At 41.6% G+C, this 22049-nt stretch carries 20 protein-coding genes; 9 read left to right on the top strand and 11 right to left on the bottom strand.

Annotated features, from left to right (window positions below; all coding sequences use genetic code 11):
* Positions 1 to 7 precede the first annotated feature (7 nt).
* Positions 8 to 685 carry a Uma2 family endonuclease gene (locus tag CDG77_RS03240; RefSeq protein WP_094327941.1) on the top strand — a complete coding sequence of 226 codons (678 nt, stop codon included), beginning with the start codon at positions 8 to 10 and terminating at the stop codon, positions 683 to 685.
* A 6-nt stretch (positions 686 to 691) separates the two neighbouring features.
* Here the strand turns inward: CDG77_RS03240 and CDG77_RS03235 are convergent, their stop codons facing one another.
* On the bottom strand, positions 692 to 913 hold the full coding sequence (locus CDG77_RS03235; protein ID WP_094327939.1) for an addiction module protein: 222 nt from the start codon (positions 911 to 913) through the stop codon (positions 692 to 694).
* A 162-nt stretch (positions 914 to 1075) separates the two neighbouring features.
* On the opposite strand from CDG77_RS03235, the gene CDG77_RS03230 reads away from it, so the two are divergent.
* The gene (locus tag CDG77_RS03230; RefSeq protein ID WP_094327937.1) at positions 1076 to 2176 is read left to right on the top strand and encodes a ParB/RepB/Spo0J family partition protein; all 1101 of its coding nucleotides are present in this window, start codon (positions 1076 to 1078) and stop codon (positions 2174 to 2176) included.
* 28 nt (positions 2177 to 2204) lie between these two features.
* Here the strand turns inward: CDG77_RS03230 and CDG77_RS03225 are convergent, their stop codons facing one another.
* From CDG77_RS03225 to sufB, 7 genes are all read right to left on the bottom strand, one after another.
* Positions 2205 to 2843 carry a Uma2 family endonuclease gene (locus tag CDG77_RS03225; RefSeq protein WP_094327935.1) on the bottom strand — a complete coding sequence of 213 codons (639 nt, stop codon included), beginning with the start codon at positions 2841 to 2843 and terminating at the stop codon, positions 2205 to 2207.
* Between the two features lie 47 nt (positions 2844 to 2890).
* Complete coding sequence (locus CDG77_RS03220; RefSeq protein ID WP_094327933.1) at positions 2891 to 3523, bottom strand: Uma2 family endonuclease; 633 nt, start codon at positions 3521 to 3523, stop codon at positions 2891 to 2893.
* Between the two features lies 1 nt (position 3524).
* The gene (locus tag CDG77_RS03215; RefSeq protein ID WP_094327931.1) at positions 3525 to 4133 is read right to left on the bottom strand and encodes a hypothetical protein; all 609 of its coding nucleotides are present in this window, start codon (positions 4131 to 4133) and stop codon (positions 3525 to 3527) included.
* Positions 4134 to 4235: 102 nt separating this feature from the next.
* Positions 4236 to 5498, bottom strand: coding sequence for a cysteine desulfurase (locus CDG77_RS03210; protein ID WP_094327929.1), 1263 nt, complete (start codon positions 5496 to 5498; stop codon positions 4236 to 4238).
* A 15-nt stretch (positions 5499 to 5513) separates the two neighbouring features.
* On the bottom strand, positions 5514 to 6884 hold the full coding sequence (gene sufD / locus CDG77_RS03205; protein ID WP_094327927.1) for a Fe-S cluster assembly protein SufD: 1371 nt from the start codon (positions 6882 to 6884) through the stop codon (positions 5514 to 5516).
* Positions 6884 to 7672 carry a Fe-S cluster assembly ATPase SufC gene (sufC, locus tag CDG77_RS03200; protein ID WP_094327925.1) on the bottom strand — a complete coding sequence of 263 codons (789 nt, stop codon included), beginning with the start codon at positions 7670 to 7672 and terminating at the stop codon, positions 6884 to 6886. The genes sufD and sufC overlap by 1 nt, the downstream gene beginning before the upstream one ends.
* Positions 7673 to 7773: 101 nt before the next feature.
* Positions 7774 to 9213 carry a Fe-S cluster assembly protein SufB gene (sufB, locus tag CDG77_RS03195; protein ID WP_094327923.1) on the bottom strand — a complete coding sequence of 480 codons (1440 nt, stop codon included), beginning with the start codon at positions 9211 to 9213 and terminating at the stop codon, positions 7774 to 7776.
* A gap of 244 nt (positions 9214 to 9457) precedes the next feature.
* Here sufB and sufR point away from each other — a divergent pair, with 244 nt between their 5' ends.
* Both sufR and CDG77_RS03185 read left to right on the top strand, forming a co-directional pair.
* Positions 9458 to 10156, top strand: a complete 699-nt coding sequence (gene sufR, locus CDG77_RS03190; RefSeq protein ID WP_094327921.1) for an iron-sulfur cluster biosynthesis transcriptional regulator SufR — start codon at positions 9458 to 9460, stop codon at positions 10154 to 10156.
* A gap of 114 nt (positions 10157 to 10270) precedes the next feature.
* The gene (locus CDG77_RS03185; protein WP_094327918.1) at positions 10271 to 10531 is read left to right on the top strand and encodes a hypothetical protein; all 261 of its coding nucleotides are present in this window, start codon (positions 10271 to 10273) and stop codon (positions 10529 to 10531) included.
* 26 nt (positions 10532 to 10557) lie between these two features.
* On the opposite strand, the gene CDG77_RS03180 is transcribed toward CDG77_RS03185, so the two are convergent.
* On the bottom strand, positions 10558 to 11613 hold the full coding sequence (locus CDG77_RS03180; protein WP_094327916.1) for a M28 family peptidase: 1056 nt from the start codon (positions 11611 to 11613) through the stop codon (positions 10558 to 10560).
* Positions 11614 to 12271: 658 nt separating this feature from the next.
* On the opposite strand from CDG77_RS03180, the gene CDG77_RS03175 reads away from it, so the two are divergent.
* A complete protein-coding gene (locus CDG77_RS03175) occupies positions 12272 to 13543 on the top strand; it encodes an urease accessory protein UreH domain-containing protein (protein ID WP_094327913.1) in 1272 nt (423 codons plus the stop codon).
* Entirely contained in the window at positions 13518 to 14219 is a 702-nt protein-coding gene (locus CDG77_RS03170) for a FixH family protein (protein ID WP_223269699.1), read from the top strand. Before CDG77_RS03175 ends, CDG77_RS03170 begins: the two co-directional genes overlap by 26 nt.
* Before the next feature lie 73 nt (positions 14220 to 14292).
* On the opposite strand, the gene galE is transcribed toward CDG77_RS03170, so the two are convergent.
* A complete protein-coding gene (galE, locus tag CDG77_RS03165; RefSeq protein ID WP_094327911.1) occupies positions 14293 to 15291 on the bottom strand; it encodes a UDP-glucose 4-epimerase GalE in 999 nt (332 codons plus the stop codon).
* Between the two features lie 380 nt (positions 15292 to 15671).
* Here galE and CDG77_RS03160 point away from each other — a divergent pair, with 380 nt between their 5' ends.
* The 3 genes from CDG77_RS03160 to CDG77_RS03145 all read left to right on the top strand — a co-directional run bounded on the left by CDG77_RS03160 (position 15672) and on the right by CDG77_RS03145 (position 20020).
* Complete coding sequence (locus tag CDG77_RS03160) at positions 15672 to 16325, top strand: hypothetical protein (RefSeq protein ID WP_094327909.1); 654 nt, start codon at positions 15672 to 15674, stop codon at positions 16323 to 16325.
* Between the two features lie 329 nt (positions 16326 to 16654).
* Positions 16655 to 18403 (top strand): ABC transporter ATP-binding protein, encoded by a 1749-nt coding sequence (locus CDG77_RS03150; RefSeq protein ID WP_094327906.1) that lies wholly within the window; start codon positions 16655 to 16657, stop codon positions 18401 to 18403.
* A 312-nt stretch (positions 18404 to 18715) separates the two neighbouring features.
* On the top strand, positions 18716 to 20020 hold the full coding sequence (locus tag CDG77_RS03145) for a sensor histidine kinase (protein WP_094327904.1): 1305 nt from the start codon (positions 18716 to 18718) through the stop codon (positions 20018 to 20020).
* A 126-nt stretch (positions 20021 to 20146) separates the two neighbouring features.
* On the opposite strand, the gene CDG77_RS03140 is transcribed toward CDG77_RS03145, so the two are convergent.
* Positions 20147 to 21952 carry an endonuclease gene (locus CDG77_RS03140; protein ID WP_094327902.1) on the bottom strand — a complete coding sequence of 602 codons (1806 nt, stop codon included), beginning with the start codon at positions 21950 to 21952 and terminating at the stop codon, positions 20147 to 20149.
* Positions 21953 to 22049: the final 97 nt, after the last annotated feature.

The following is a 22049-nucleotide window of genomic DNA, read 5'->3' as shown; positions in this document are numbered from 1 at the left end:
ACGCACCATGTTAAATTACAACCCATTGCACTGCTTACCCTCCGCCGAGGATCTGCCCGATTCTGACGATGAACCTGTGGATAATCAACTACAACATTTGATTCCGGGCTTGCTAGAAGCCATCTTAGCTTGGCTGTGGACAAACCGGATGGATTGGTTTTTCGGCGTTGATATGGGGATATATTACGATCCCGAATTACCGCCGATTGTGCCTGATGGGTTTTTAAGTTTAGGAGTCGAGCGAGTTTTTGATGAGAACTTGCGTTTAAGTTATGTGTTGTGGGAAGAAAAAGTGATGCCGATTATGGCATTAGAAGTTGTTTCTCACAGACGGCGTGGGGAATACACCAGCAAAAAGAAACTTTATGCGGATATGGAGATTTTGTATTATGTCGTCTACAATCCCCAACGCCGGAGAAAACCACCTTTAGAAGTTTATCGCTTTGTAAATGGTGAATATGTATTGCAGCCAGGAAACTTAGTTTGGTTGTCAGAGATAGGTTTAGCAATTGGTTATGAACGAGGAACCTATCAGGGAATTACGCGGGATTGGTTGTATTGGTATGACAAACAAGGAGTCAGATATTTAACACCAGAAGAACGAGCGATCGCTGCCGAACAACGCGCCGACAGGCTGGCGCAAGAATTGCGAAAGTTGGAGATAGATCCAGATTCTTTGAGTTGATTTGGTTCATTCAGATAAACCTAGTCTTTGCTTGACAGATTGCCAGGTTGAACCTTGGTTTGGGTTTTGGCGATGCATCTCCAAGCGTCTATCTAATTCGAGTTTTTGCTCATCGTTGAGAGGAACTTCATCCGGTGTAGTAAGAATGCTATCCCATAATTCCTCGGCAAGCTGTATACGTTCAGATACACTTAGTTCGGAAATATCGATTTTTAATATGGGGTGCATGGTTGTTGTTCAAATAGTTGCTCAATATAGATAATCTTATGCGATCGCCTTTTAGACTCAAACAAGCAATATATTTTGATTCTTTGCTCTTTTTGATACATTAATACCACTGTTAGATTAGAGTAGTACATCAGACACAGTGTGACTTCGTAATTAGACTAAATGGCAAACATTCAGATTAAAGAACGCAAGATTGTTGAACTTCATCCCCATCCAAAAAATGAAGGTATTTACGGCGACGAAGATATTGAGCAACTAGCTCAGGATATTGAAAGGTCTAAATGGGTCAAACCGCTTATTGTTACACCAGAAGGTACAATTATCAGTGGACATCGGCGTTGGAAAGCGGTGTCATATCTAGGTTGGGTAACAGTTCCCATTGAAGAAAAAGAGTTTACTGATGAAATCGCTGAATTAGAAGCTCTCTTACTGGAGAATGCTAACAGAGAAAAATCTAGAGAGCAAAAATGCCGAGAAGGATTAACTTGGGAAGCTATTGAGCGAGCTAACTCTCGTCAGCGTCAGGGAAGTAAAGGATCTGGCGTGGGAAGTACTAGGGATGTTGTAGCGAAGAGAGTTGGTATAGGAAGTGGTATTAATTATGAAAAGGCTCGTAAAGTTGTATCAGCTATTGATGAGGCAATTATAGCCGGAAATTTTGACAAAGCAGAGGCATTACGAAAGACATTAAATAACAAAAGTGTAAATGCTGCTATCAAAATGATTAGTAGTGCTGAAACTTTTAACGAAATACAACACACCCAAATACAATGGATATTAGCTAAGTTAGGTAAAAAGTTTTGTGGTTCGATATGGATTGATATTACTGACAGTTCAGATGTGTGGGAGAAAGAAAAATTGGGAAGCTTGAGTATTGATTCTTTGCCGCCACTAGGAATTGGTGATGATGAACGATCAACAGTTCAGTACATTGATGTCATTTGGCTCACTGGTAGTAATCAAATTACTGCGGCATTTGAAGTTGAAATGACTACACCTGTTTACTCCGGTTTGCTAAGGATGGCAGATTTAGTAACGCTTTGTCCAAACTTAAATTTTCCACTTTATATAGTAGTTCCAGAATCACGTATTAATAAAGTGAAGGATGAACTGAAACGTCCTACTTTTAAGAAGCTTAAACTTCAGGATAAATGTAGTTACATAGTCGCTGAAGAAATGGTGCAAGAATGGGATATTATTATGAAATATGGTCATCTAGGCTCTATTAAGGAAATATCCCACAATTTTGATAGTGACTCATAAATAGGATGGTGAAAATATAATTAAAAAATCATTCTATCTTAATCTTCTCCCTTACCCAAGCGCGAAAAGATTTGAGCAAAGCAATTTCTCCCATACATTTACTCTGCTCAATAAATCTGCTTATCTCACTCACTGATACTATAGGGAAGGCAATACTAAACTTACACTCGACATATTGCCCCTCTATCAACTGATAAAATTTTAAATTTTGCCCATCATATCTCCAAAGTTCAGTTACACCCAACGCTGAATAAATCCCCAATTTGTTAACTGAACTACTGGTAATGTCAATCTCAATTGCTAAGTCAGGCGGCGGATCATTTTCTAAATCTAAAGTTTGCTTACCCCTAATAGCTAGTTCATTCTGGATATAGTAGCAAGTATCTGGTTCTATTCCTCGCTTTGATATTTTTCGCTTCAATGTTGTTGAACCAGCACTTCTCACTTCAATTCCTAATTCTTCAGCTAAAGCAATAATAAAATTACCAAAATTACTTTTGGGGTTTTCGTGTTCAAAAAGTGGAGTCATGATTTCTAAAACACCGCACTCATAAGCAAAGCGAGAACCTCTATCTTCACCTGTATCTCTCAGCAAGGCTTCAAAGGTTTCCCAGCTAATGTTCTGTAGCACTGTTCTTTGTTCACCAACCAGTGACTTGACAAGCATAGATTAAAAAAATAAGCCAGTAATTATATTTATCAATGAGGTACACTTTACCCTATCTTCCCCTGCACCCAAGCGCGGAAGGATTGCACCAAATCAATTTCATCCATAATTTTACTTTGCTGGATAAATCTATTCATTTCACTAACAGAAATTAAAGGGAAAGCGATACTCGACTTAATTTCAATATATTCACTTGCTACTAGTTGATAAAATTTTAAAACTTCACCGTCATATCTCCATAATTCTGCTACACCTAAAGCCGCATAAATATTAAGCTTATTAACAGAGCTGCTAGTAATATCAATTTCAACTGCTAAATCCGGTGCTGGGTCTGTTTTTAAATCTAATTCTTGCTTACCTCTAATTGCTGGCTCATTTTGAATATAATAGCAAGTATCGGGTTCTATTCCCTTTGTTATTGTTTTACGTTTTAATGTTGTAGAACCAGCACTTCTAATTTTAGTTTTTAATTCCACTGCTAAAGCGAATATTAATCGGTCAAACTGAATTTTAGGATTTTCGTGTTCAAAAAGTGGAGTCATGATTTCTAAAACACCGCAGTCATAAGCAAAACGAGAACCTCTATGCTCACCTGTATCTCTCAGTAAGGCTTCAAAGGTTTCCCAACTAACGTTGTGTAGGACTGTTCTTTGTTCCGCAAGCGTTGACTTGACAAGCATATTACAATACTTCTTCTGTCAGGATGTTAGATAAAATCCCGATAATTTTACCTATGTCATTAATATAATATTCGCTCAAGTCAATTTCAATCACTTGACCAATAAGTTTCAAAAACTTCCAGTTAGTTCCAGTAGTGACAGTTCCATAAATTGCCTGAATGTTATTACCCTCACGTTCATTAAACAATTTAGCTGCTAACATCTCTGCTACACACTGACCTAATCCTGCATTGATATTTTCTTTCTTAGCTTCTACAATTGTGATAACTGGTGCATTCAGAATTAGTAACTCTGGTGAACGGCTAATAATAAAATCACAATTTCCATTTAAACCTTGTGCTGAATCAACAGTAAAGTCAATACCAGAAAATAAACTTATTTGATTATTTAAATATTTCCTTACAGCAATTAAAATAGGCGCAATAATCATCTCTGAACGTGATTTTTCTGTATTACTAGCAAGAGCTAAAGGTACATTTTCCCGCAATAGTTCTTCAAGTAATGGTGGACACTCTACTTCGTCTACAGATGCAAATATATCAATTTTATCAGAAATAGTTAAGCCAAAGGTTTTTCTAACTCTGTCTAAAGTAAAGTCACTGTATGACACTTTAGTTACTCCTGTAAAGAATCCAGATAATAAATTGTGCCAATTATTAGCAAGATATGTTGCTGATATTTGGCACAATCAGTTTCTGAATATTTTTTAAATTTAAGCAAGGAAACCTGCAAAAAAGTCTAGAGTTTCTTTCAGGGCTTTGATGAAAACATCAATTTCCTCGCGGGTGTTGTAGAAAGATAGACTTGCTCGTGCGGTTGCAGCAAGACCTAAGTAACGGTGTAATGGTTGAGTACAGTGGTGTCCAGAACGGATAGCAACGCCTTCTTGATCTAATAATGTAGATAAGTCGTTAGCGTGGACTTCTCCGGCTGTGAACGACGCAAGAGCGGCTCTACCTTCACCTTTTGCATTTGGTTTGGGGCCGTAAATTCTAATTTGGGGAATTTGCTCTAATTGTTGGAACAAATAAGCTGTTAATTCTGCTTCGTAGGCGTGAATTTCATCCATGCCAATATTGCTAAGATAATCTATTGCAGCACCAAGTGCGATCGCTTCCCCAATTGCAGGTGTACCAGCTTCAAATTTATGTGGTAATTCTGCGTAGGTGGAATGGTCTAAATATACCTCTGCAATCATCTCACCACCACCAAAAAACGGTGGCATTGATTCTAACAATTCCAACTTGCCATACAGAAATCCTATCCCAGTTGGCGCACACATTTTATGACCGGAAGCGACTAACCAGTCACAATCTATTTTCTGTACATCAATCGGGTAGTGAGGAACACTTTGGCAAGCATCAACTAAGGATTTAGCACCGTATTGGTGAGCGATCGCAGCAATTTCTTCTACTGGGTTAACACAACCCAAAGTATTAGAAATATGCACCACCGACACCAATTTTGTTTTGTCAGAAATCAGTTGTTTAAACTGTGACAAATCAAAAGTTTCTTCTGGTGTAAGTTCGACGAATTTCAGTACTGCACCCGTTTTTTGTGCCACCAATTGCCAAGGCACAATATTACTGTGGTGTTCCATCACCGACAGAATAATTTCATCCCCAGGCTGCAAATTATTCATTCCCCAACTATAGGCTACTAGGTTAATTGCCTCAGTTGCGTTGCGGGTGTAGACAATTTCCTGACGCGATGTAGCATTGATGAATTTGGCAATTTTATCTCTAGTACCTTCATAAGCATCGGTAGCTTTAGCACTTAGGGTATGGGCACCGCGATGTACGTTAGCATTATATTGCTCGTAATAATCCCGTAGGGTATTTAATACAAACAAAGGCTTTTGCGATGTCGCCGCATTATCAAGATAAACCAGAGGTTTACCGTTGACTTCCTGATGCAATATCGGGAAGTCAGCGCGAACTTTATCAGCAAGGGTTTTGGTAGGAGTAAAAGTCATTGGTAGATTACGTTATTACTCATTAGTCAGGGACTTGAGATTATTCACTGTGTTTAAAAGGATTTCTCGCAGAGAAGAAACTGGTATTTTGTTGATAACTTCAGCAGCGAAGGCGTTAATTAATAACTTTCGAGCATCGTTTTCATCAATTCCCCTACTTTGCAGATAAAATATTTCATCATCTTCCAATTGGCTAACGGTAGCACCGTGAGCGCATTTGACATTATCTGCTGTAATTTCCAATTGGGGTTTGGTATCAACTCTGGCTTTCGATGATAGTAGCAAATTGCGATTCAACTGGGCTGCATTTGTCAACTGCGCTAGTTTTGGTACAAAAACTTTACCATTGAATACCGCATGAGCGCGATCGCCTACAATACATTTATGCAATTGGTCACTTGTACCGTGAGGATAGTTGAGTGCGATCGCACTGTGAGTATCAGACAACTGCTTACCAGAAATCACCGTTAACCCATTGAGAGTAGTTTGTGTCTGCTCACCAGTTTGCAAAATCTCCAAATTGTGCCGCGACAACTTCGCACCTAAAGTTATGGCATGACAAGTATATCGACTATCACGAGCCTGTGCGATCGCAGTTTTCCCAATATGAAAAGCCTCTGCACCTTCTCGCTCAACCCTAGTGTGACTCACCTGGGCATTGTCACCAACCCAAACTTCCGTAACCGCATTAGTTAAGTAAACTCCTTCCTCTGCGCTCTCTGCGCCTCTGCGGTTCGTATATTCTTCAACCAACGTCACCTGCGAACCACTTTCCGCCACCACCAAACAACGCGGCTGCGAAATCGTCGCAGTCTCCCCCGCAACCGAAATAAACACCAAATGAATAGGCGTTTCAACTACCACATTCTTCTTCACCCAAACCACAGCTGCATCAGTTATCCCAGCCGTATTGAGAGCAGTAAAAACCTCCTGCGCTCCCTCAGCTTGAGCTAAATACTGCCGTACACCCTCCTGCTCAACCGCAGACAAACCAGCCAAATTACTCACCACAATTCCATCTGGCAAATCTGAAACTGCGGATAACTCCGGCGCAAAAACGCCATTCACAAATACCAAACGACTATTAGCCGCCTCTGGCAAAATATCAAATTGTAGAGATGCATAATTTACCGTCTCTACATTAAATTGCACCTTTCGTAGAGACGACAAATCAGTAAATCGCCATTCTTCCTCGCGGGTAGTCGGGATAATCGAGTGGCGTACCCAATTAGCAGCACTTTGGCGTAATTCCTGCAACCAACCTTCTGTTTTAGTTGCAATTACTTGATTTAACAACCCAGTCAGATAATCATCTCTATCTAACATCGATGTCAAACTAACTGTATTTGAATTAGGTATTGGACTAGGGGATACTTGAATATTCATTACACACCCACCTCAGATGCAAATTCTTCCAGCACCCAGTCATAACCGCGAGACTCTAATTCCAGCGCCAGTTCTTTACCACCACTCGTAATAATTCGCCCCTGTGCCATCACATGGACAAAATCTGGCGCAATATAATCAAGTAATCGTTGATAGTGGGTAATCAAAATTGTAGAATTTTCTGGACTTGCCAGTTGATTTACCCCATTCGCCACAATTCGGAGCGCGTCAATATCCAAACCCGAATCAGTCTCATCCAAAATTCCCAACTTTGGTTCTAGCAAAGCCATTTGCAGAATTTCATTCCGCTTCTTCTCGCCACCAGAAAACCCTTCATTCAAACTCCGACTGAGAAAACTGGGATTCATCTTCACCACATCCAGCTTTTCCTCAATCAAATCGTCAAAATCAAAAGCGTCTATTTCCTCTAAACCTTGCGCCTTACGCCGGGAATTGTACGCCACCCGCAAGAAATCCAAATTGCTCACACCCGGAATTTCTAACGGATACTGAAACGCCAAAAATACACCACTTCTGGCTCGTTCCTCCGGCTCCAACTCCAGTAAATTCTGCCCTTGAAAAATCACCTCACCACCAGTCACTTCATACGCCGGATGCCCAGCCAACACCTTAGAAAAGGTACTCTTACCAGAACCATTCGGCCCCATAATCGCATGAATTTCACCCGATCGCACCTCAAGATTTACACCCTTCAGAATCGGTGTTCCATTAACATTAGCCGTCAGATTCCTTACCGACAGCACAACTTCACTATTTTCAATAATCATCTTCTCTCCCTTCTCTGCGCTCTCTGCGCCTCTGCGGTTCGTCATTCTTCCAATAGATAAACACAGAGACATCGGCGTTCTGTGTTTATCCTTGCTTCCATTTATCCAACACTGCCTTCCAACTTCAAACTCAACAACTTATCAGCTTCCACAGCAAACTCCATCGGTAGCTGATTAAAAACATCCTTACAAAAGCCGCTAATCATCATCGAAATAGCATCTTCCGAAGAAATACCCCGTTGAGCAAAGTAAAATAACTGATCTTCCCCAATCTTAGAAGTAGAAGCTTCATGCTCCACCTTCGCACCGTTATTTTGTACCTGGATATAAGGGAAAGTGTTGGCATGGGCATTATCCCCAATCAGCATTGAGTCACATTGAGAATAATTTCTCGCCCCTTTCGCTGTCGGATTAACTTTCACCAAACCCCGGTAGCTGTTACTAGAATTACCTGCGGAGATTCCTTTAGAAATAATTGTACTACGGGTATTTTTACCCACATGAATCATCTTGCTGCCAGTATCAGCTTGCTGCTGATGATTTGTCAGCGCTACCGAGTAGAACTCACCCACAGAGTTATCACCCACCAACACACAGCTAGGATATTTCCAAGTAATCGCCGAACCTGTTTCTACTTGAGTCCAGGAAATCTTGGAATTTACGCCCTGACACAAACCGCGCTTGGTGACAAAGTTGTAAATACCGCCTTTACCGTTTGCATCGCCAGCGTACCAGTTTTGGACGGTGGAGTATTTAATTTCGGCGTTGTCGAGGGCGACGAGTTCCACAACGGCGGCGTGCAACTGGTTGCTATCATACATCGGTGCGGTGCAACCTTCAAGGTAAGAAACATAACTACCTTCTTCAGCGACAATCAAAGTCCGCTCAAATTGTCCCGTATCACCAGAGTTGATGCGGAAGTAGGTAGATAGTTCCATTGGGCATTTTACGCCTTTAGGAATATAGACAAAAGAACCATCGCTAAATACGGCGGCGTTCAAGGCGGCAAAATAATTATCAGCGATGGGAACAACGCTACCCAAATATTTTTTAATCAGTTCTGGGTGTTCTTGCATCGCTTCTGAAAAGGAGCAGAAAATAACACCATCTTCCGCTAGCTTTTCTTTAAATGTAGTAGCGACAGAAACGCTATCGAAAATTGCATCAACGGCGACGTTTGCCAGTCGCTTCTGTTCAGATAGGGAAATGCCTAACTTTTCAAAGGTTTCTAAAAGAGTGGGATCGACTTCATCCAGACTATTTAGTTTTTCTTTTTTACGTTTCGGCGCTGAGTAGTAAATGATATCCTGATAATTGATTGGCGGATACTTGACATTCGGCCAAGTTGGTTCCGTCATTTTTTGCCACTGGCGATAAGCTCTGAGGCGAAAGTCGAGCATGAACTGCGGCTCGTTCTTCTTAGAAGAGATCAAGCGAACAACGTCCTCGTCTAGTCCACGCTCAATTGTGTCGGCTTCAATATCTGTAATAAAGCCGTACTTGTAGGGTTGGTTGACTAAGGTTTTGACAGTGGCACTCATCAGTAATAATCTCTCGTGTTCTGAACTCGTTTTAGGATTGGAGACGGACTTTATCTTTAGTCGATTCCCATATCAGGTTACGCAATGGTTACACGGCTGCTAGAATAGTGGTGGAGACTAAAACAACAGCTTTGTTGTTTAACCTATCTTCATTTTACGCTAGATTAACAACAACAATGTTGTCAAAGTCAAATTTTCAAAGAAATTTTTGGGACGTTCGCTGAACGTCTCGCACCAAATGAAGATGGCGACTACCCACAAGTCCTCAAGCAAGCAAGATATCCTAGAATATCTGCACAAACACGAAAAAGCAACGGCTTTGGAGCTAGCTGAACTTTTAGACGTTACCCCCCAAGCTATTCGTCGCCATCTGAAAGATTTGGAGACGGAGGAGCTAGTTTTGTATTCGACAGCAGTGCAGGCGGCGGGGATGGGGCGTCCGCAGCATCTTTATCAGCTGAGTCGTCAAGGACGCGATCGCTTGCATCGAACAATGAGCGATCGCTTTGGTGATGCAAGCGGAAATTTTGCGGTTTCGCTGCTAGACACCTTAGCCGAAACGATGGGACACGATCAATTTAAATCGATTTTAGAGAAACAATGGCAGCGCAAAGCTAAAGAATATCGCGATCGCGTGGGTAATGGTTCGCTGCGAGAACGTGTAGCCAACTTAGTCGAGTTGAGAAAAGCGGAAGGCTTCATGGCGGAGTATCACCCTGTTGATGTCAATGACTGCTTTGAGAGCGATCGCTTTATCTTAATGGAGCATAACTGCGCTATTTCAAACGTTGCCGAGTCTTTCCCCAGCATTTGTGGTCACGAATTAGAAATGTTTGCAGCCGTCTTACCTGATTGTACCGTAGAACGCACCCACTGGATTATTGATGGCGAACATCGTTGTGGTTATTTGGTACAAATTCGTCATNTAGTCATTAGTCATTAGTCATTAGTCATTAGTCATTAGTCATTAGTCATTAGTCATTAGTCATTAGTCATTAGTCATTTGTGAAAACTACTTCCCAATTTCCAATAATCAACTAAGTTTGAAATAGAGTTTATGGACGTATTACCACAGCAACCATCAGCACAATTTTTAACTCTGGAAGAGTCAGCAAAAGTAGATGCGGCTTTGTTGTCTTCTCCAGAAAAGTTTTTAACAAGATTAACAATTTCATCACTGAAACTTTTGAAGCATATTGCCCAAGAATATGGTGTTGCTATTGAAGATTTGACAGCGCCACAAGTAATTGCATGGTTTGAAAAAGATGGCAAAATTCGCCGTGAGCAGGGAATTGAAGCTTCATATTTGAAATGGTAATTTGTCTAACACATTTTCCAATTTTCCTAGCTTGGTGGTTGAGTTTCCAAAACCTCATTTTTCTGCAACAAAGCGCTAGTAGCATTAACTACAATCTGTGCCGCTCCTGTGAAAAACGATCGCTCGATAGTTGCTGGAACATCGCTAGGTTGATGATAGTGCGGAGTTCGTAAATTTGCGGTATCCGTCACCAATACAGCACCCACGCCTTGATACCAAAATGGTGCATGATCGCTGCGTAGGGTATCTGGTGTCAGTAAACCTTTAAAAGGAATTGGTAGTGTCAGAACTGCTGGCAGATTTGATTCTTGTTTATTCAGAGCCGTTGAGCGAAGCATCTGTGAGCTTTGAAAAGCATTCAGCAAAGATAAATGTTCTGTATCACCAACTACTGCCAAAAAATCGCCCTTGTCGCTAGGTGGTGTAACAGGCAATCCGGCAGGGTATTTCTGACACCCAGGAGTGTAACAAGCATAACCTACCATATCCATAACGATCGCTCCGCCCAAGTTTTGCAAGCGTGCTGTTTTGCTCACAAAAGCCTGACTACCTAAAAGTCCTGTTTCCTCCTGGTCAAAAAAAGCTAGCTGTAACGTCCGTGGTGTGGGACGAGAACCGAGCAACCGCGCTACTTCCAGCACTACAGCTACACCACTGGCGTTATCATCAGCACCAGGGGATAAGGCAACAGTATCGTAATGTGCTGCGACGAGAATTGCTTTAGCTGCTTTGTCAGTTCCTAGACGTTCAGCAAAAATATTCACACCCTCAGAGAACTTTTCTAATTTGGGTTTCCAGCCGAATTTTCTGAGTTCAGTTGTGATATAAGTGCGAGTAAGCGATCGCTCTTTTGTAGTGTAGCGCTGAAAATTTAACTTTTGGATATGGGTTAACAGCTTGTCAGTAGACACTTGTGGCGCACTGTCAACTTCCTGAGACTCTGGCTGTGGTTGGGGTGTTTCCACTGGAATGCGCTCAACAATTGCCGGTGACGGATGCTGTTCTAAAAACGTGCTACCTCTACTACCCACCACAGCAACTGCCACTAGCAGCAACAGCATCAGCCAAATCCATTTTTTCATGTGATTTATCCTTGGCTTCCTGACTTAAGGTAGCGCAAATCCCCAGCCAGAATGAATTAAATAAACATCTAACTATTGCCAACTCAAATCGTATTGATTTCAATGGTGCTAGACTTCAAAAACACTGGTGAAAAAAAATGTTGTCCTGTTATAGATACTCTACTTGCATACACCCTGTAAACAAAAGGCATTCAAAAAATCCTAAGAACGTGTAATCAGTAGACTTATTGCAAAAATGCAAATAAGCGAAAAGGGAACCACAGATTAACATCAATATTCAAAGGTCTAATATCACACTTATTAACAAATATGCTATCGAAATCTACTCCTAGCTAGTACAGCATTTCATCAATTTGTAGCATATCTAAAGTCTAGTGAATTGCACTCAAAAGGCTTATACTTCATTATGAATTTGCAAAATCCTGTACTTAGCCAATTCCCGATCGGGCAGCTTAGGCTGAACTTCCGGCAGATGCTGGTCAATTGGACACAAAGTTTGACGGTTTGTCTTTTGACAGAGAACACAACTTTATTTAGAGTGCCCCACTAGAGGAGTGCTGAGTACTGAGCAAAGAAGAGAAAACAATTTCTTCTTAGGTTCTTCAAAATCTTTATTCCAACACTCAGAACTCATGACTCAGAACTCAGGACTTTTTTTATGGTAGATTTGTTGCTGATCGCAATTGTCGGGTTCCTGGGGAGTTTTGGGCATTGCTTTGGGATGTGTGGCCCTCTGACAGTGGCGTTTTCCCTGTCTCATCAACCGAAAATTTCACAAACGGCTTCTTTGGGACGGACATCAACCTTAGAAAAGTCCGACACTTGGCAACAGCAATTAAAATTTCATATCCTGCTAAACCTGGGGCGGATGTTGAGCTATGCTCTAGTCGGTGCTGGCATTGGGGCGCTGGGTTCGGTATTGCTGCAAGGTGGACAGCTAGCAGGTATTGGCAGCGACTTCCGGCGCTGGATGGCAATTCTGACTGGTGTAATGCTGATTTGGTTTGGCTTAGGACAAGTAAAACCCGATTTGCTGCCACGCATTCCTGTGTTACACCCCTTATTGCAAGGAAGTTTACACGATCGCCTCAGCGCCGGAATGGTTAAGCTTTCCTTTAAAACCAAATGGTGGACACCAATGCTTTTGGGGATGACTTGGGGTTTAATGCCCTGTGGTTTCCTATATGCTGCCCAAATAAAAGCTGCTGAAACTGGCAATTTATGGATGGGTGGGGCAACAATGCTGGCTTTTGGTTTGGGAACTCTACCCACGATGCTAGGTGTAGGCGTTTCCACATCGTTGGTAAGCAAAGACAGGCGCAGTCAGTTGTTTCGATTAGGCGGTTGGGTGACGCTCACCATTGGCATCATTACCTTGTTGCGGACTGGTGACACAATGGTAGATTACACCGGACACGCAGCGTTAATCTGCTTAATTTTGGCGCTAATTGCCCGCCCCATTAGTGGCTTGTGGGCTTCACCACTACGCTACCGCCGGGGTTTGGGAGTAGGATCTTTTGTGCTTTCTGTGGTTCACACCTTCCACATGATAGAACATTCATTGCAGTGGAAGTTTGCCGCCTTTTTTTTCCTGCCGCCAGAATTTCAGTGGGGTATGGCTGCGGGTGCTGTAGCATTGATATTAATGTCCCCCGCCGCTTTTACGAGTTGGGAATCGTTGCAGAAATCTTTGGGCAAGCGTTGGCGACAGATTCATCTATTGGGTGTGCCAGCCTTGCTCTTGAGCGCCATTCATGCTGTGTTGATTGGTTCCCATTATCTGGGTTCCTCGCAATCAACTTGGGGAAATAAATTAGCGGCAGTACTGATAGGAATTATTACCCTTGGTGTATTGCTAGCACGTTCGCGCTTTTTTTGGTCAAAGTTAGCCTTAGAAAAGTTTTATGTTCCCCCAACCAAATCGCGGTAAATCATCCTTATTTTCTGGCTCCATCCCAACGAGTCAAAAACAGAGGCATTACCTACTCAAAGGCAAATCCTTGCATCCAGGAAAAATAAAGTATTTATTATTCCTGAGTTGCTTAGTTATATCAATAACTAATCTTTACCCGGCATCTGCTCATAAGGTGGAAGTCGCTGGAGATGTTGGTGGCACAATCCACATTGAACCAAATGATAATCCCCGCGCTGGAGAACCTTCGCAAACTTGGTTTGCACTTACCCGCAGAGGTGGAAAAGTCATTCCCTTGGCACAGTGTAATTGTCGGTTGGCTGTTTATGCCGAACCTTATGCAGCCGGAGAACCACCACTTTTAGAACCACAGTTAGAACCTGTGGCAGCTGAACGCTATCAAGGTATTCCAGGTGCAGAAATTACCTTTCCCAAGCCAGGGATTTATGAGTTGCAGCTAAATGGTAAACCAGTGTCTGGGGCAAGATTCAAACCCTTTGAGTTCAAGTTTGAAGTTACTGTGGCAGGTGGATCTACACAGAATCCACAAAATCTGCGAGATGTCAATAGCAATAGTGATTTAGTAGAGGGTGATTCTCAGAAATTACCAATTTGGGCGATCGCACTTCCAATCTTCGGATTTATCGGCATCTTAGTCTTCGTACTGCGAAGCATGAGAGAGGGAGGAGAGTAGGGAGTAGGGAATAGGGAATAGGGAGAGATGAGGAAGCAAGCGAATAATTATTCTTCCTCATCCCCATTCCCTCCTATTTATGTCGCTGTTGATGCCACTGCCACGCATGAGTGACAATATCTTCGATGGATGGATACTGAGGTTGCCAGCCTAAGATTGCTCTGGCTTTATCGCTGCTGCCAATGAGAATTGGGGGATCTCCAGGACGGCGATCGCGTTCTTCTACTGCTATGGAAGTTCCTGTCACCTGTTCGACTGCTGCAATCACTTCTCTGACGGAGAAGCCGCTACCATTACCTAAATTAAAAACTTCGCTATCGCCACCTTTTAATAAATATTCCAATCCCAAAATATGGGCATCTGCTAAGTCATTAACATGAATATAATCGCGAATACAAGTACCATCGGGCGTGGGGTAATCGGTGCCGAAAATTGAGATAGATTCTCGTTTGCCTAAAGCTGTCATCAACACCAAGGGAATCAAATGAGTTTCTGGTTTGTGATCCTCGCCCAGTAAGCCATTAGGATTAGCACCAGCAGCATTAAAATAGCGGAAACGCACTGATTGAAAACCATAAGCAGCATCAAAATCAGCAAGAATCCGCTCTACCATCAACTTTGTAGCGCCATAAGGATTAATCGGATTTTGGGGATGGTTTTCTGGAATCGGTACAAATTCCGGTACGCCATAGGTAGCACAGGTAGAAGAAAAGACAAATTTCTTTACAGATGCTGTCAGCATCGCTTCTAACAGCGTGAAAGTACCAAGGACGTTATTGCGGTAATATTTAGCTGGGTCAGTCACCGATTCTCCTACGTAGGCGTAGGCAGAAAAGTGCATTACGGCAGTAATATCACGGGTTTTAAATAGACGATCTAGCAAAGCGCGATCGCCTGTATCCCCTACGATCAGTTCTACCTGTAAAACCTTTTCTACTAGGTCGCGATGCCCATAGACCAGATTATCAAGTATGACAACGTTATAACCCGCTTCCTTCAAAGCAAGCACCGTATGAGAACCAATATATCCAGCTCCCCCCGTTACCAAAATAGTAGGCTTTTCAGGCGACATAGTTTTTCCTTTTAAGTGGATTACTCAATTAATTTAGTTTACCGGTGCCACATTACTCTTCTGGAAAATTATAAATAATAGACGCAGTGTTAAAAATTTGAACTAAAATCACTACGACGGTAGTCTTTGGGTGTGAGGTTTGAGGTATTTTAAGTCAAACAGTGCGATTACAATTTGACAATAAAATAAATCCATTTCCCGAAACCTCTAGGTTGACCCTTACGCAGGACGCTTCTAGCGTCGCGGCTAAGAAGTCACTGGTTGTTTTATACAGGGAAACCATGCAGGACAGTTCATCCTGGGGCATGAAAACCCCTAGTAAAGCTGACTGTCTGAACACCACACTGGCTCACCGCACCAGAAAATTTGAGAGTTAATCTATGTTTCTATTGCTAAGCCGGGTACTGCTGTGGCTGCTGATTGGCACTATCGTATATTCTCTGTTTCAGAGATTTTATCCCTCTGGAACTTTTGTAGGGCGATTGATCTTAGTCGTTATCTTGGTAATCATTGCCCTATCATTTGTTAACCCTAATGAACCAGCTGTAGCGTCGTTGTCGAGGTTACTGTCTTTTCCACTCAAGCCCCTAGGAGCCTCTGTTTTACTGATGATTTTTGCATCTCAGAGAATCAAAGGAGGTGGGATAGACAAACCAGGAGGATACTTGGTAGGTTGGGCACTGACGATTTTGCTGTTGGCAAGTACACCAGCAGTCGCTTATTTCCTTTATAGGGCACCTCTAGCAATGACAGGTGAAACCTCTGTAGCAACTGCTACACCAACATCGGGGACACTGGTGGCATTAGGGCAACCAACCACCGCACCGAACATCTCAGATGTAACAGGGGATAGCATTCTTTCTTATAATTTGAGAGTGCCTCCCTACCTATTACAAGGAAGTCCTCAAGATATTCGCACACGCGGTTTACGACTTGAAGACTTTGTACCGAATGCGGAAACGTTGCAATTGACAACAAGAACTTGGGAAAGTTATCTCTTTGAAATTTACAGGTTCTTGCGTGTTCAACGGTAATAAAGTAACAGAGAAGTCAGAAGTCAGAATACAGAATTCAGAATGTGAGTCCGCAAGGGTCTTGCATTCCACCAAATTCAAAATTTGGTGGGGGACTTAAACCCGTTTTTTCATTCACCCTACCCTGTGGGAAAGCTAAGAGCGAACGGGTGACGCTCGTCCTAGCTGTTGTACAGAGTTGAATTCTGTAGCTTGCTTCCCTGAAAGGGTATTCTGGCTCCTGACTCCTGAATTCTTTCTTGTTAATTTTAGAAGCCATATTCTCTCTACATAGCTGCCTTCTTGGAGTAGCAGTTAATCTAGGATGATAAAGTTGCAAAATTGCTTTAATGGCAAAATCTCGACGAATTGCTAAACTCGGTGCTTACCTACGACCTTATTGGCGGGATGTGTCTTTAGGCATTCTTGCTTTATTGTCTGTCAATGCTCTGGGCGTTTATATCCCCTTGTGGATTCGTGCTGGTATTGACAAACTCTCGACAACCTTCAACTACCAAATACTACATTACGTAGTAATTATTGTCTTACTCAGTTCGGCAATGTGGCTAATGCGGATGGCATCACGCATTTGGCTATTTGGGGTGGGTCGTCAGGTGGAATTTGACCTGAAACAACGGATTTTTGAACACTTACTCAAGCTGGAGCCGGCTTATTTTGCCAGTAATACTGCTGGTGATTTAATTAGTCGCGCTACCAGTGATGTGGACAATATCAAACGGTTATTGGGTTTTGCAGTTTTGAGTTTGGCAAATACGGTGTTTGCCTACGCCCTGACACTGCCAGTAATGTTGGCGATTAGTGTGGATCTCACACTAGCGTCTCTGGCAGTTTACCCTTTTATGCTCTTGTTGGTGAGTCTGTTTAGCAATCGCTTACGCAAACAACAAGCAGCAGTCCAAGAGCAACTCTCTGACATCAGCGAACTCATCCAGGAGGATATTAGTGGCATTGCCTTAATTAAAATCTATGCCCAAGAAGCAAATGAGCGTCGAGCCTTCGCTAAGAAAAATCAGCAGCTATTGACTGCTAACCTAGAACTGGCAAAAATCCGAAATACACTGTTTGGGCTAATTGGTGGGCTAGCTAATATCAGTTTACTAGTAATCATCTGGCTAGGGGCGGCGCGGATGTCTTCTGGGGCGCTTACGATTGGCGATTTTTTAGCACTGTTAATCTTTGTAGAGCGTCTAGTTTTCCCCACAGCCATTTTAGGATTCACAATTACTACCTACCAACGGGGTGAAGTTAGTATCGACCGGCTGGAATCAATTCTCTCTGTCACACCGAAAATTAAAGATGCAGATGATGCCATACACCTTCCAGTGGCTGAACTTAAAGGGGAAGTGACAGCTAAAAATCTCACCTACATTTACCCTGGTTCCAATACGCCAGCTTTAGAAAATGTTAACTTTACCATTGCTCCGGGAGAAACCGTGGCCATTGTTGGGGCAATTGGTTCGGGGAAATCCACTTTAGCCAATGCTTTACCGCGCTTGTTGGATATTGGATCGGGACAATTGTTTTTAGATGGGCTGGATATTACTAAAATAGCTTTGGCAGATTTACGAGGTGCGATCGCTTACGTTCCTCAAGATAGTTTTCTATTTAGCACTACAATCAAAAATAATATCCGCTATGGCGATCCAATTAGCGAACAAGAGCAGATAGGATCTGTTGCCAAACTTGCCCAAATTGAATCAGAAATTCAGAATTTTCCCCAGCAATATGAAACTCTTGTTGGGGAACGCGGTATCACTCTTTCTGGCGGTCAACGACAACGGACTGCTTTGGCTAGGGCGATGCTGGTTAATGCTCCAGTGTTAATTTTGGATGATGCTCTCTCTAGTGTGGATAATCAAACAGCCACACAAATTCTCAAAAATCTTTCCGGTGGTACTGAGCGCAAAACAGTAATTTTCATTACCCATCAGTTATCGGCGGCGGCGGCGGCAGACAGAATTTTTGTCATGGAAAAGGGAAAAATTGTTCAGATTGGAAATCACTTAGAACTTTTACAACAACAGGGTTTATACAGAACTTTGTGGAGCCAGCATCAAGTTGAAGAATTACTGCATTAGTAAGCTAATCGGCATTTAAGTTGCATAATCAGGGCGGGCAAGATGCCCATCCCCACAAGATATTGAGCAAATTTAAATATGCAACTTAAATGTGTTTTAGCTTACAACATTTAACATTAAGGACAATTTATGATACAGCGTGTATAATTTGTCGCAGCAATTCTCATTTTGAAACCAGTTTGCGTCATTTGAGCGCTCAATGAAATTATTAAGAATTGTTAAACCCTTGCATAACAAGGGTTTTTATGTAATGAAATCTTAAAATGAGAATTGCTGAATTTGTCGTTTAGTTATTGACAATTTCATAGTTATATGCATAACCTGGGACAAGATTTTTTGACTGACAGCTTATTTATTCCACATGGACATTGTTACCTCTGGAAGCCGAGCTTAGTGTGGCTAAACATCATCTCAGATTCTTTGATTGCTTTGGTGTATTATTCTATTCCCATCGCCCTTGTTTACTTTGTCCACAAGCGAAAGGATTTCCCCTTTAAATGGATACTTTTATTATTTGGAGCTTTTATTGTCTCTTGTGGTACAACCCATCTGATGGATGTATGGACGCTTTGGCATCCAACTTACTGGCTGTCCACTTTTATTAAATGTATTACGGCGATTATTTCACTATATACAGCGATCGCACTTTTACCAATCATTCCCCAGGCTATAGCTTTGCCAAGTCCAGCACAACTAGAAGCAGCTAATTCTCAACTAAAACTGACTTTAAAGGAACTTGAAAATACGCAAGCTCAACTGATTCAAACTGAAAAAATGTCTTCATTAGGACAATTAGTTGCGGGGATTGCCCATGAAATTAATAATCCGGTGAGTTTTATTGATGGGAATGTCTTTATTGTCAATGAATATACTAAGAATTTATTCAATTTGATTGCGCTTTATCAAGAAGGCGATCGCCATTTACCATTAAAAATTAAAGCTTATATTGAAGAAATTGACCTTGATTTTATTCAAGAAGACTTACCGAAAATCTTATCTTCCATAAAAATGGGAGCCAACCGCATTTCCAAGCTAGTCTTATCCTTGCGTAACTTCTCACGGCTAGATGAAGCGGAAAAAAAAGAAGTTGATATTCACGAAGGTCTTGATAGCACTCTCTTAATTTTGCAAAATCGCTTGGAAACCGAAGGAAATTATCCAGATATTCAAATTATAAAACAATACGGCAATTTACCTAAAATCGAGTGTTATCCTGGACAACTCAATCAAGTCTTTATGAATATCTTGAATAATTCTATTGATACTTTGAAAGAATCAGGAATTGGGTGTAATTTATCAGTGGTAAAGCTAAAAATAACTAACAACCAAGAACTGATAAATTACAATCCTCAGATTCGTATTTGTACTGAAGTTTTAGATACCAATCAAGTCATAATTCGGATTACTGATAATGGCTGTGGAATGACAGAAGAAATAACGCGAAAAATTTTTGATCCATTTTTTACAACTAAACCTGTTGGTTCAGGTACAGGTTTAGGGATGTCGATTAGCTACCAAATTATCAACAAGCATGGTGGTCAAATAAAGTGTATTTCTGTACCGCTTCAAGGGACGGAGTTCATCATCCAGATTCCAATTCAGATAAAGTCTATTTGATACTAAATTTGGTCTATAGAAATCTTGAATAAAAATCGTAGAAACAAGATTCCCTACTTTTTTCTTTCAGAAGTAGGGAATCTTGGGGTTACAATGCTTACCAATCAAATAGGATTGCTAAACCCATTAAGAATTACAGTATGCGCGTTCTGCTAATGTGACATCTAGCACAAATGGATTGTCATTACCTTGAAATTTAGCGATCGCCCGACTGCGTTCTATTTCAGTAATATCAGGTGGGTCTTGCTGATTCCATTTACACAAAGTCTGACGCTGATTTTGAAAGTAATTTCGGTCTACTTTCTCAGCCTGATTCCGATAAATAGTGTAAAAGTAGAAAACTGCCCTAGCTATATCCCCTTTTACCTTCTCTCTAGGTTCAAATTTAGCAGATGCCGATTCGCTAAACTCGTCAATTGCACTTGTAGGAATTGTAGATTGAACAGTATCATTTCGATACCATTTTTTAGTCTTGGTGTCGGCTATATCGTCGAAGGGTTTATTTCCTCGCTCGCTATTAATATCTTCGCGTGCCGGAAATAGATGGTGCAGGTCACTTTTGGCATTACCGTTTTCAGCCCCTTTACTTTGTGGCCAAACGTGTTCGGTATTCAGTCCTAACTTGTCAGCTTCCTGACTAGGATCGCCATTACCATTTAGACGAATTTGGTAATTAGCATAGATATCTGTCACAATCCCTGCTTGGTTGTCAATAATGCCAAACATTTCGTCTCTGGCGCGATCGTAGTTCAAAGTTTTGCTGGGTGCATACTCCTTAGCTAGTTCTTCAACTAAAGCGACTTTCGATAATTGAGGCAATATAATTGCCGAATCACTTACGGGAGTGGGAGTAGGTTGAACAACAGGAGGAATTGTGTCATTGGACTGGTTCGCAGGTAATGTAAATGCTGCAATCACAGGATCGTGGTCGCTGACAGGCTTAGTAAAGCCAACGTTGACATGCACAATGTCAATTTTCGGTTGAGCAAGACGAGAAAGATTTTCACTGACTAACAAATGGTCAATGAGTTGAGGATTTCCCTTGAATTTGAAAGTAAAGCGATCGCTAGCAGGTAAACTATCTGTCAGATTCTCCAGAATGTTACCCTCCAATGCCTTCAGAGGTAGAGAATCTGGTAAATCGTTTAAGTCACCCAGTACAATTACTTTCGCTTGCTGGTCAGCTTCTAGTATTTGTCCTACGAATTCATTAACGATTTCGGCTTGTTTGACTCGTTTCACATCGGTAGGCGAACCTCCCTTTTTAGAAACAAAGTGATTAGCAATGATAAACACTTTTTGACCGTTAAATATAAATTCTGTCGCCAGTGGTTTACGGCTTGCCTCGAAAGCACTATTGGTAGGGTCAATCCGACCTGGATTGAGCGAAAGGTCAAGACCATTTGCACCTTGAGTAATAGCCACAGCATCTAATGAACCGCCTTTTCTAGGCAGTTTTGCTAGAGTTACTCGGCTGGGTTGAAATAATAAACCGACACGGATATTACCTCCAGGTTCTCCACCATCTTGGTCATCGCTGGGCGCAATCTCAACAAAATTGTATGCTGGACTACCGATATTTTTGAGCGCAGCAATCAGTTTTTGGTAAGTCTCATTTGCATCCACAACGTCATCATCAACTGGCCCGTTGTTATCTTGAACTTCAACCAAACTGATGACATCTGGTGCGTTCAAATTATTGCCAATAATTTTGGCAATATTATCAAAGCGTCGATCTTTCGGGTCTAAATTCTCGACATTAAAAGTTGCAACAGTCAATACATCCTGTGAATTTTTCAGAGATGTTGTTTCCTGTTGTGAAACTGGAAGTAAAGAAGTTGGCAATTGAGCTATTGGACTAGCGTGTAGTGGACTAATCCATACAAAGAAGATGAGAGCAACACTAAGTAGTTGAAATTTGATGAATTTCATTCTCTCTTCCAATGAAGTTACTTTCTAGATTAGTCTTCTTTTTAATAAAGTTCAGTTAAGAAAAGTTTTAGGTTAGGTAAAGGTTTAACCTATTGGA

The organism is Nostoc sp. 'Peltigera membranacea cyanobiont' 213 (genome assembly GCF_002245975.1).
Taxonomy (GTDB): domain Bacteria; phylum Cyanobacteriota; class Cyanobacteriia; order Cyanobacteriales; family Nostocaceae; genus Nostoc.
This window is presented reverse-complemented; position numbering and strand designations above follow the sequence as displayed.

Excerpts from the sequence above, each read along its gene's own strand:
- CDG77_RS03240 (WP_094327941.1), top strand. The coding sequence starts at position 8 with ATGTTAAATTACAACCCATTGCACTGCTTACCCTCCGCCGAGGATCTG.
- CDG77_RS03235 (WP_094327939.1), bottom strand. The coding sequence starts at position 913 with ATGCACCCCATATTAAAAATCGATATTTCCGAACTAAGTGTATCTGAA.
- CDG77_RS03230 (WP_094327937.1), top strand. The coding sequence starts at position 1,076 with ATGGCAAACATTCAGATTAAAGAACGCAAGATTGTTGAACTTCATCCC.
- CDG77_RS03225 (WP_094327935.1), bottom strand. The coding sequence starts at position 2,843 with ATGCTTGTCAAGTCACTGGTTGGTGAACAAAGAACAGTGCTACAGAAC.
- CDG77_RS03220 (WP_094327933.1), bottom strand. The coding sequence starts at position 3,523 with ATGCTTGTCAAGTCAACGCTTGCGGAACAAAGAACAGTCCTACACAAC.
- CDG77_RS03210 (WP_094327929.1), bottom strand. The coding sequence starts at position 5,498 with ATGACTTTTACTCCTACCAAAACCCTTGCTGATAAAGTTCGCGCTGAC.
- sufD (WP_094327927.1), bottom strand. The coding sequence starts at position 6,884 with ATGAATATTCAAGTATCCCCTAGTCCAATACCTAATTCAAATACAGTT.
- sufC (WP_094327925.1), bottom strand. The coding sequence starts at position 7,672 with ATGATTATTGAAAATAGTGAAGTTGTGCTGTCGGTAAGGAATCTGACG.
- sufB (WP_094327923.1), bottom strand. The coding sequence starts at position 9,213 with ATGAGTGCCACTGTCAAAACCTTAGTCAACCAACCCTACAAGTACGGC.
- CDG77_RS03185 (WP_094327918.1), top strand. The coding sequence starts at position 10,271 with ATGGACGTATTACCACAGCAACCATCAGCACAATTTTTAACTCTGGAA.
- CDG77_RS03180 (WP_094327916.1), bottom strand. The coding sequence starts at position 11,613 with ATGAAAAAATGGATTTGGCTGATGCTGTTGCTGCTAGTGGCAGTTGCT.
- CDG77_RS03175 (WP_094327913.1), top strand. The coding sequence starts at position 12,272 with ATGGTAGATTTGTTGCTGATCGCAATTGTCGGGTTCCTGGGGAGTTTT.
- CDG77_RS03170 (WP_223269699.1), top strand. The coding sequence starts at position 13,518 with ATGTTCCCCCAACCAAATCGCGGTAAATCATCCTTATTTTCTGGCTCC.
- galE (WP_094327911.1), bottom strand. The coding sequence starts at position 15,291 with ATGTCGCCTGAAAAGCCTACTATTTTGGTAACGGGGGGAGCTGGATAT.
- CDG77_RS03160 (WP_094327909.1), top strand. The coding sequence starts at position 15,672 with ATGTTTCTATTGCTAAGCCGGGTACTGCTGTGGCTGCTGATTGGCACT.
- CDG77_RS03150 (WP_094327906.1), top strand. The coding sequence starts at position 16,655 with ATGGCAAAATCTCGACGAATTGCTAAACTCGGTGCTTACCTACGACCT.
- CDG77_RS03145 (WP_094327904.1), top strand. The coding sequence starts at position 18,716 with ATGCATAACCTGGGACAAGATTTTTTGACTGACAGCTTATTTATTCCA.
- CDG77_RS03140 (WP_094327902.1), bottom strand. The coding sequence starts at position 21,952 with ATGAAATTCATCAAATTTCAACTACTTAGTGTTGCTCTCATCTTCTTT.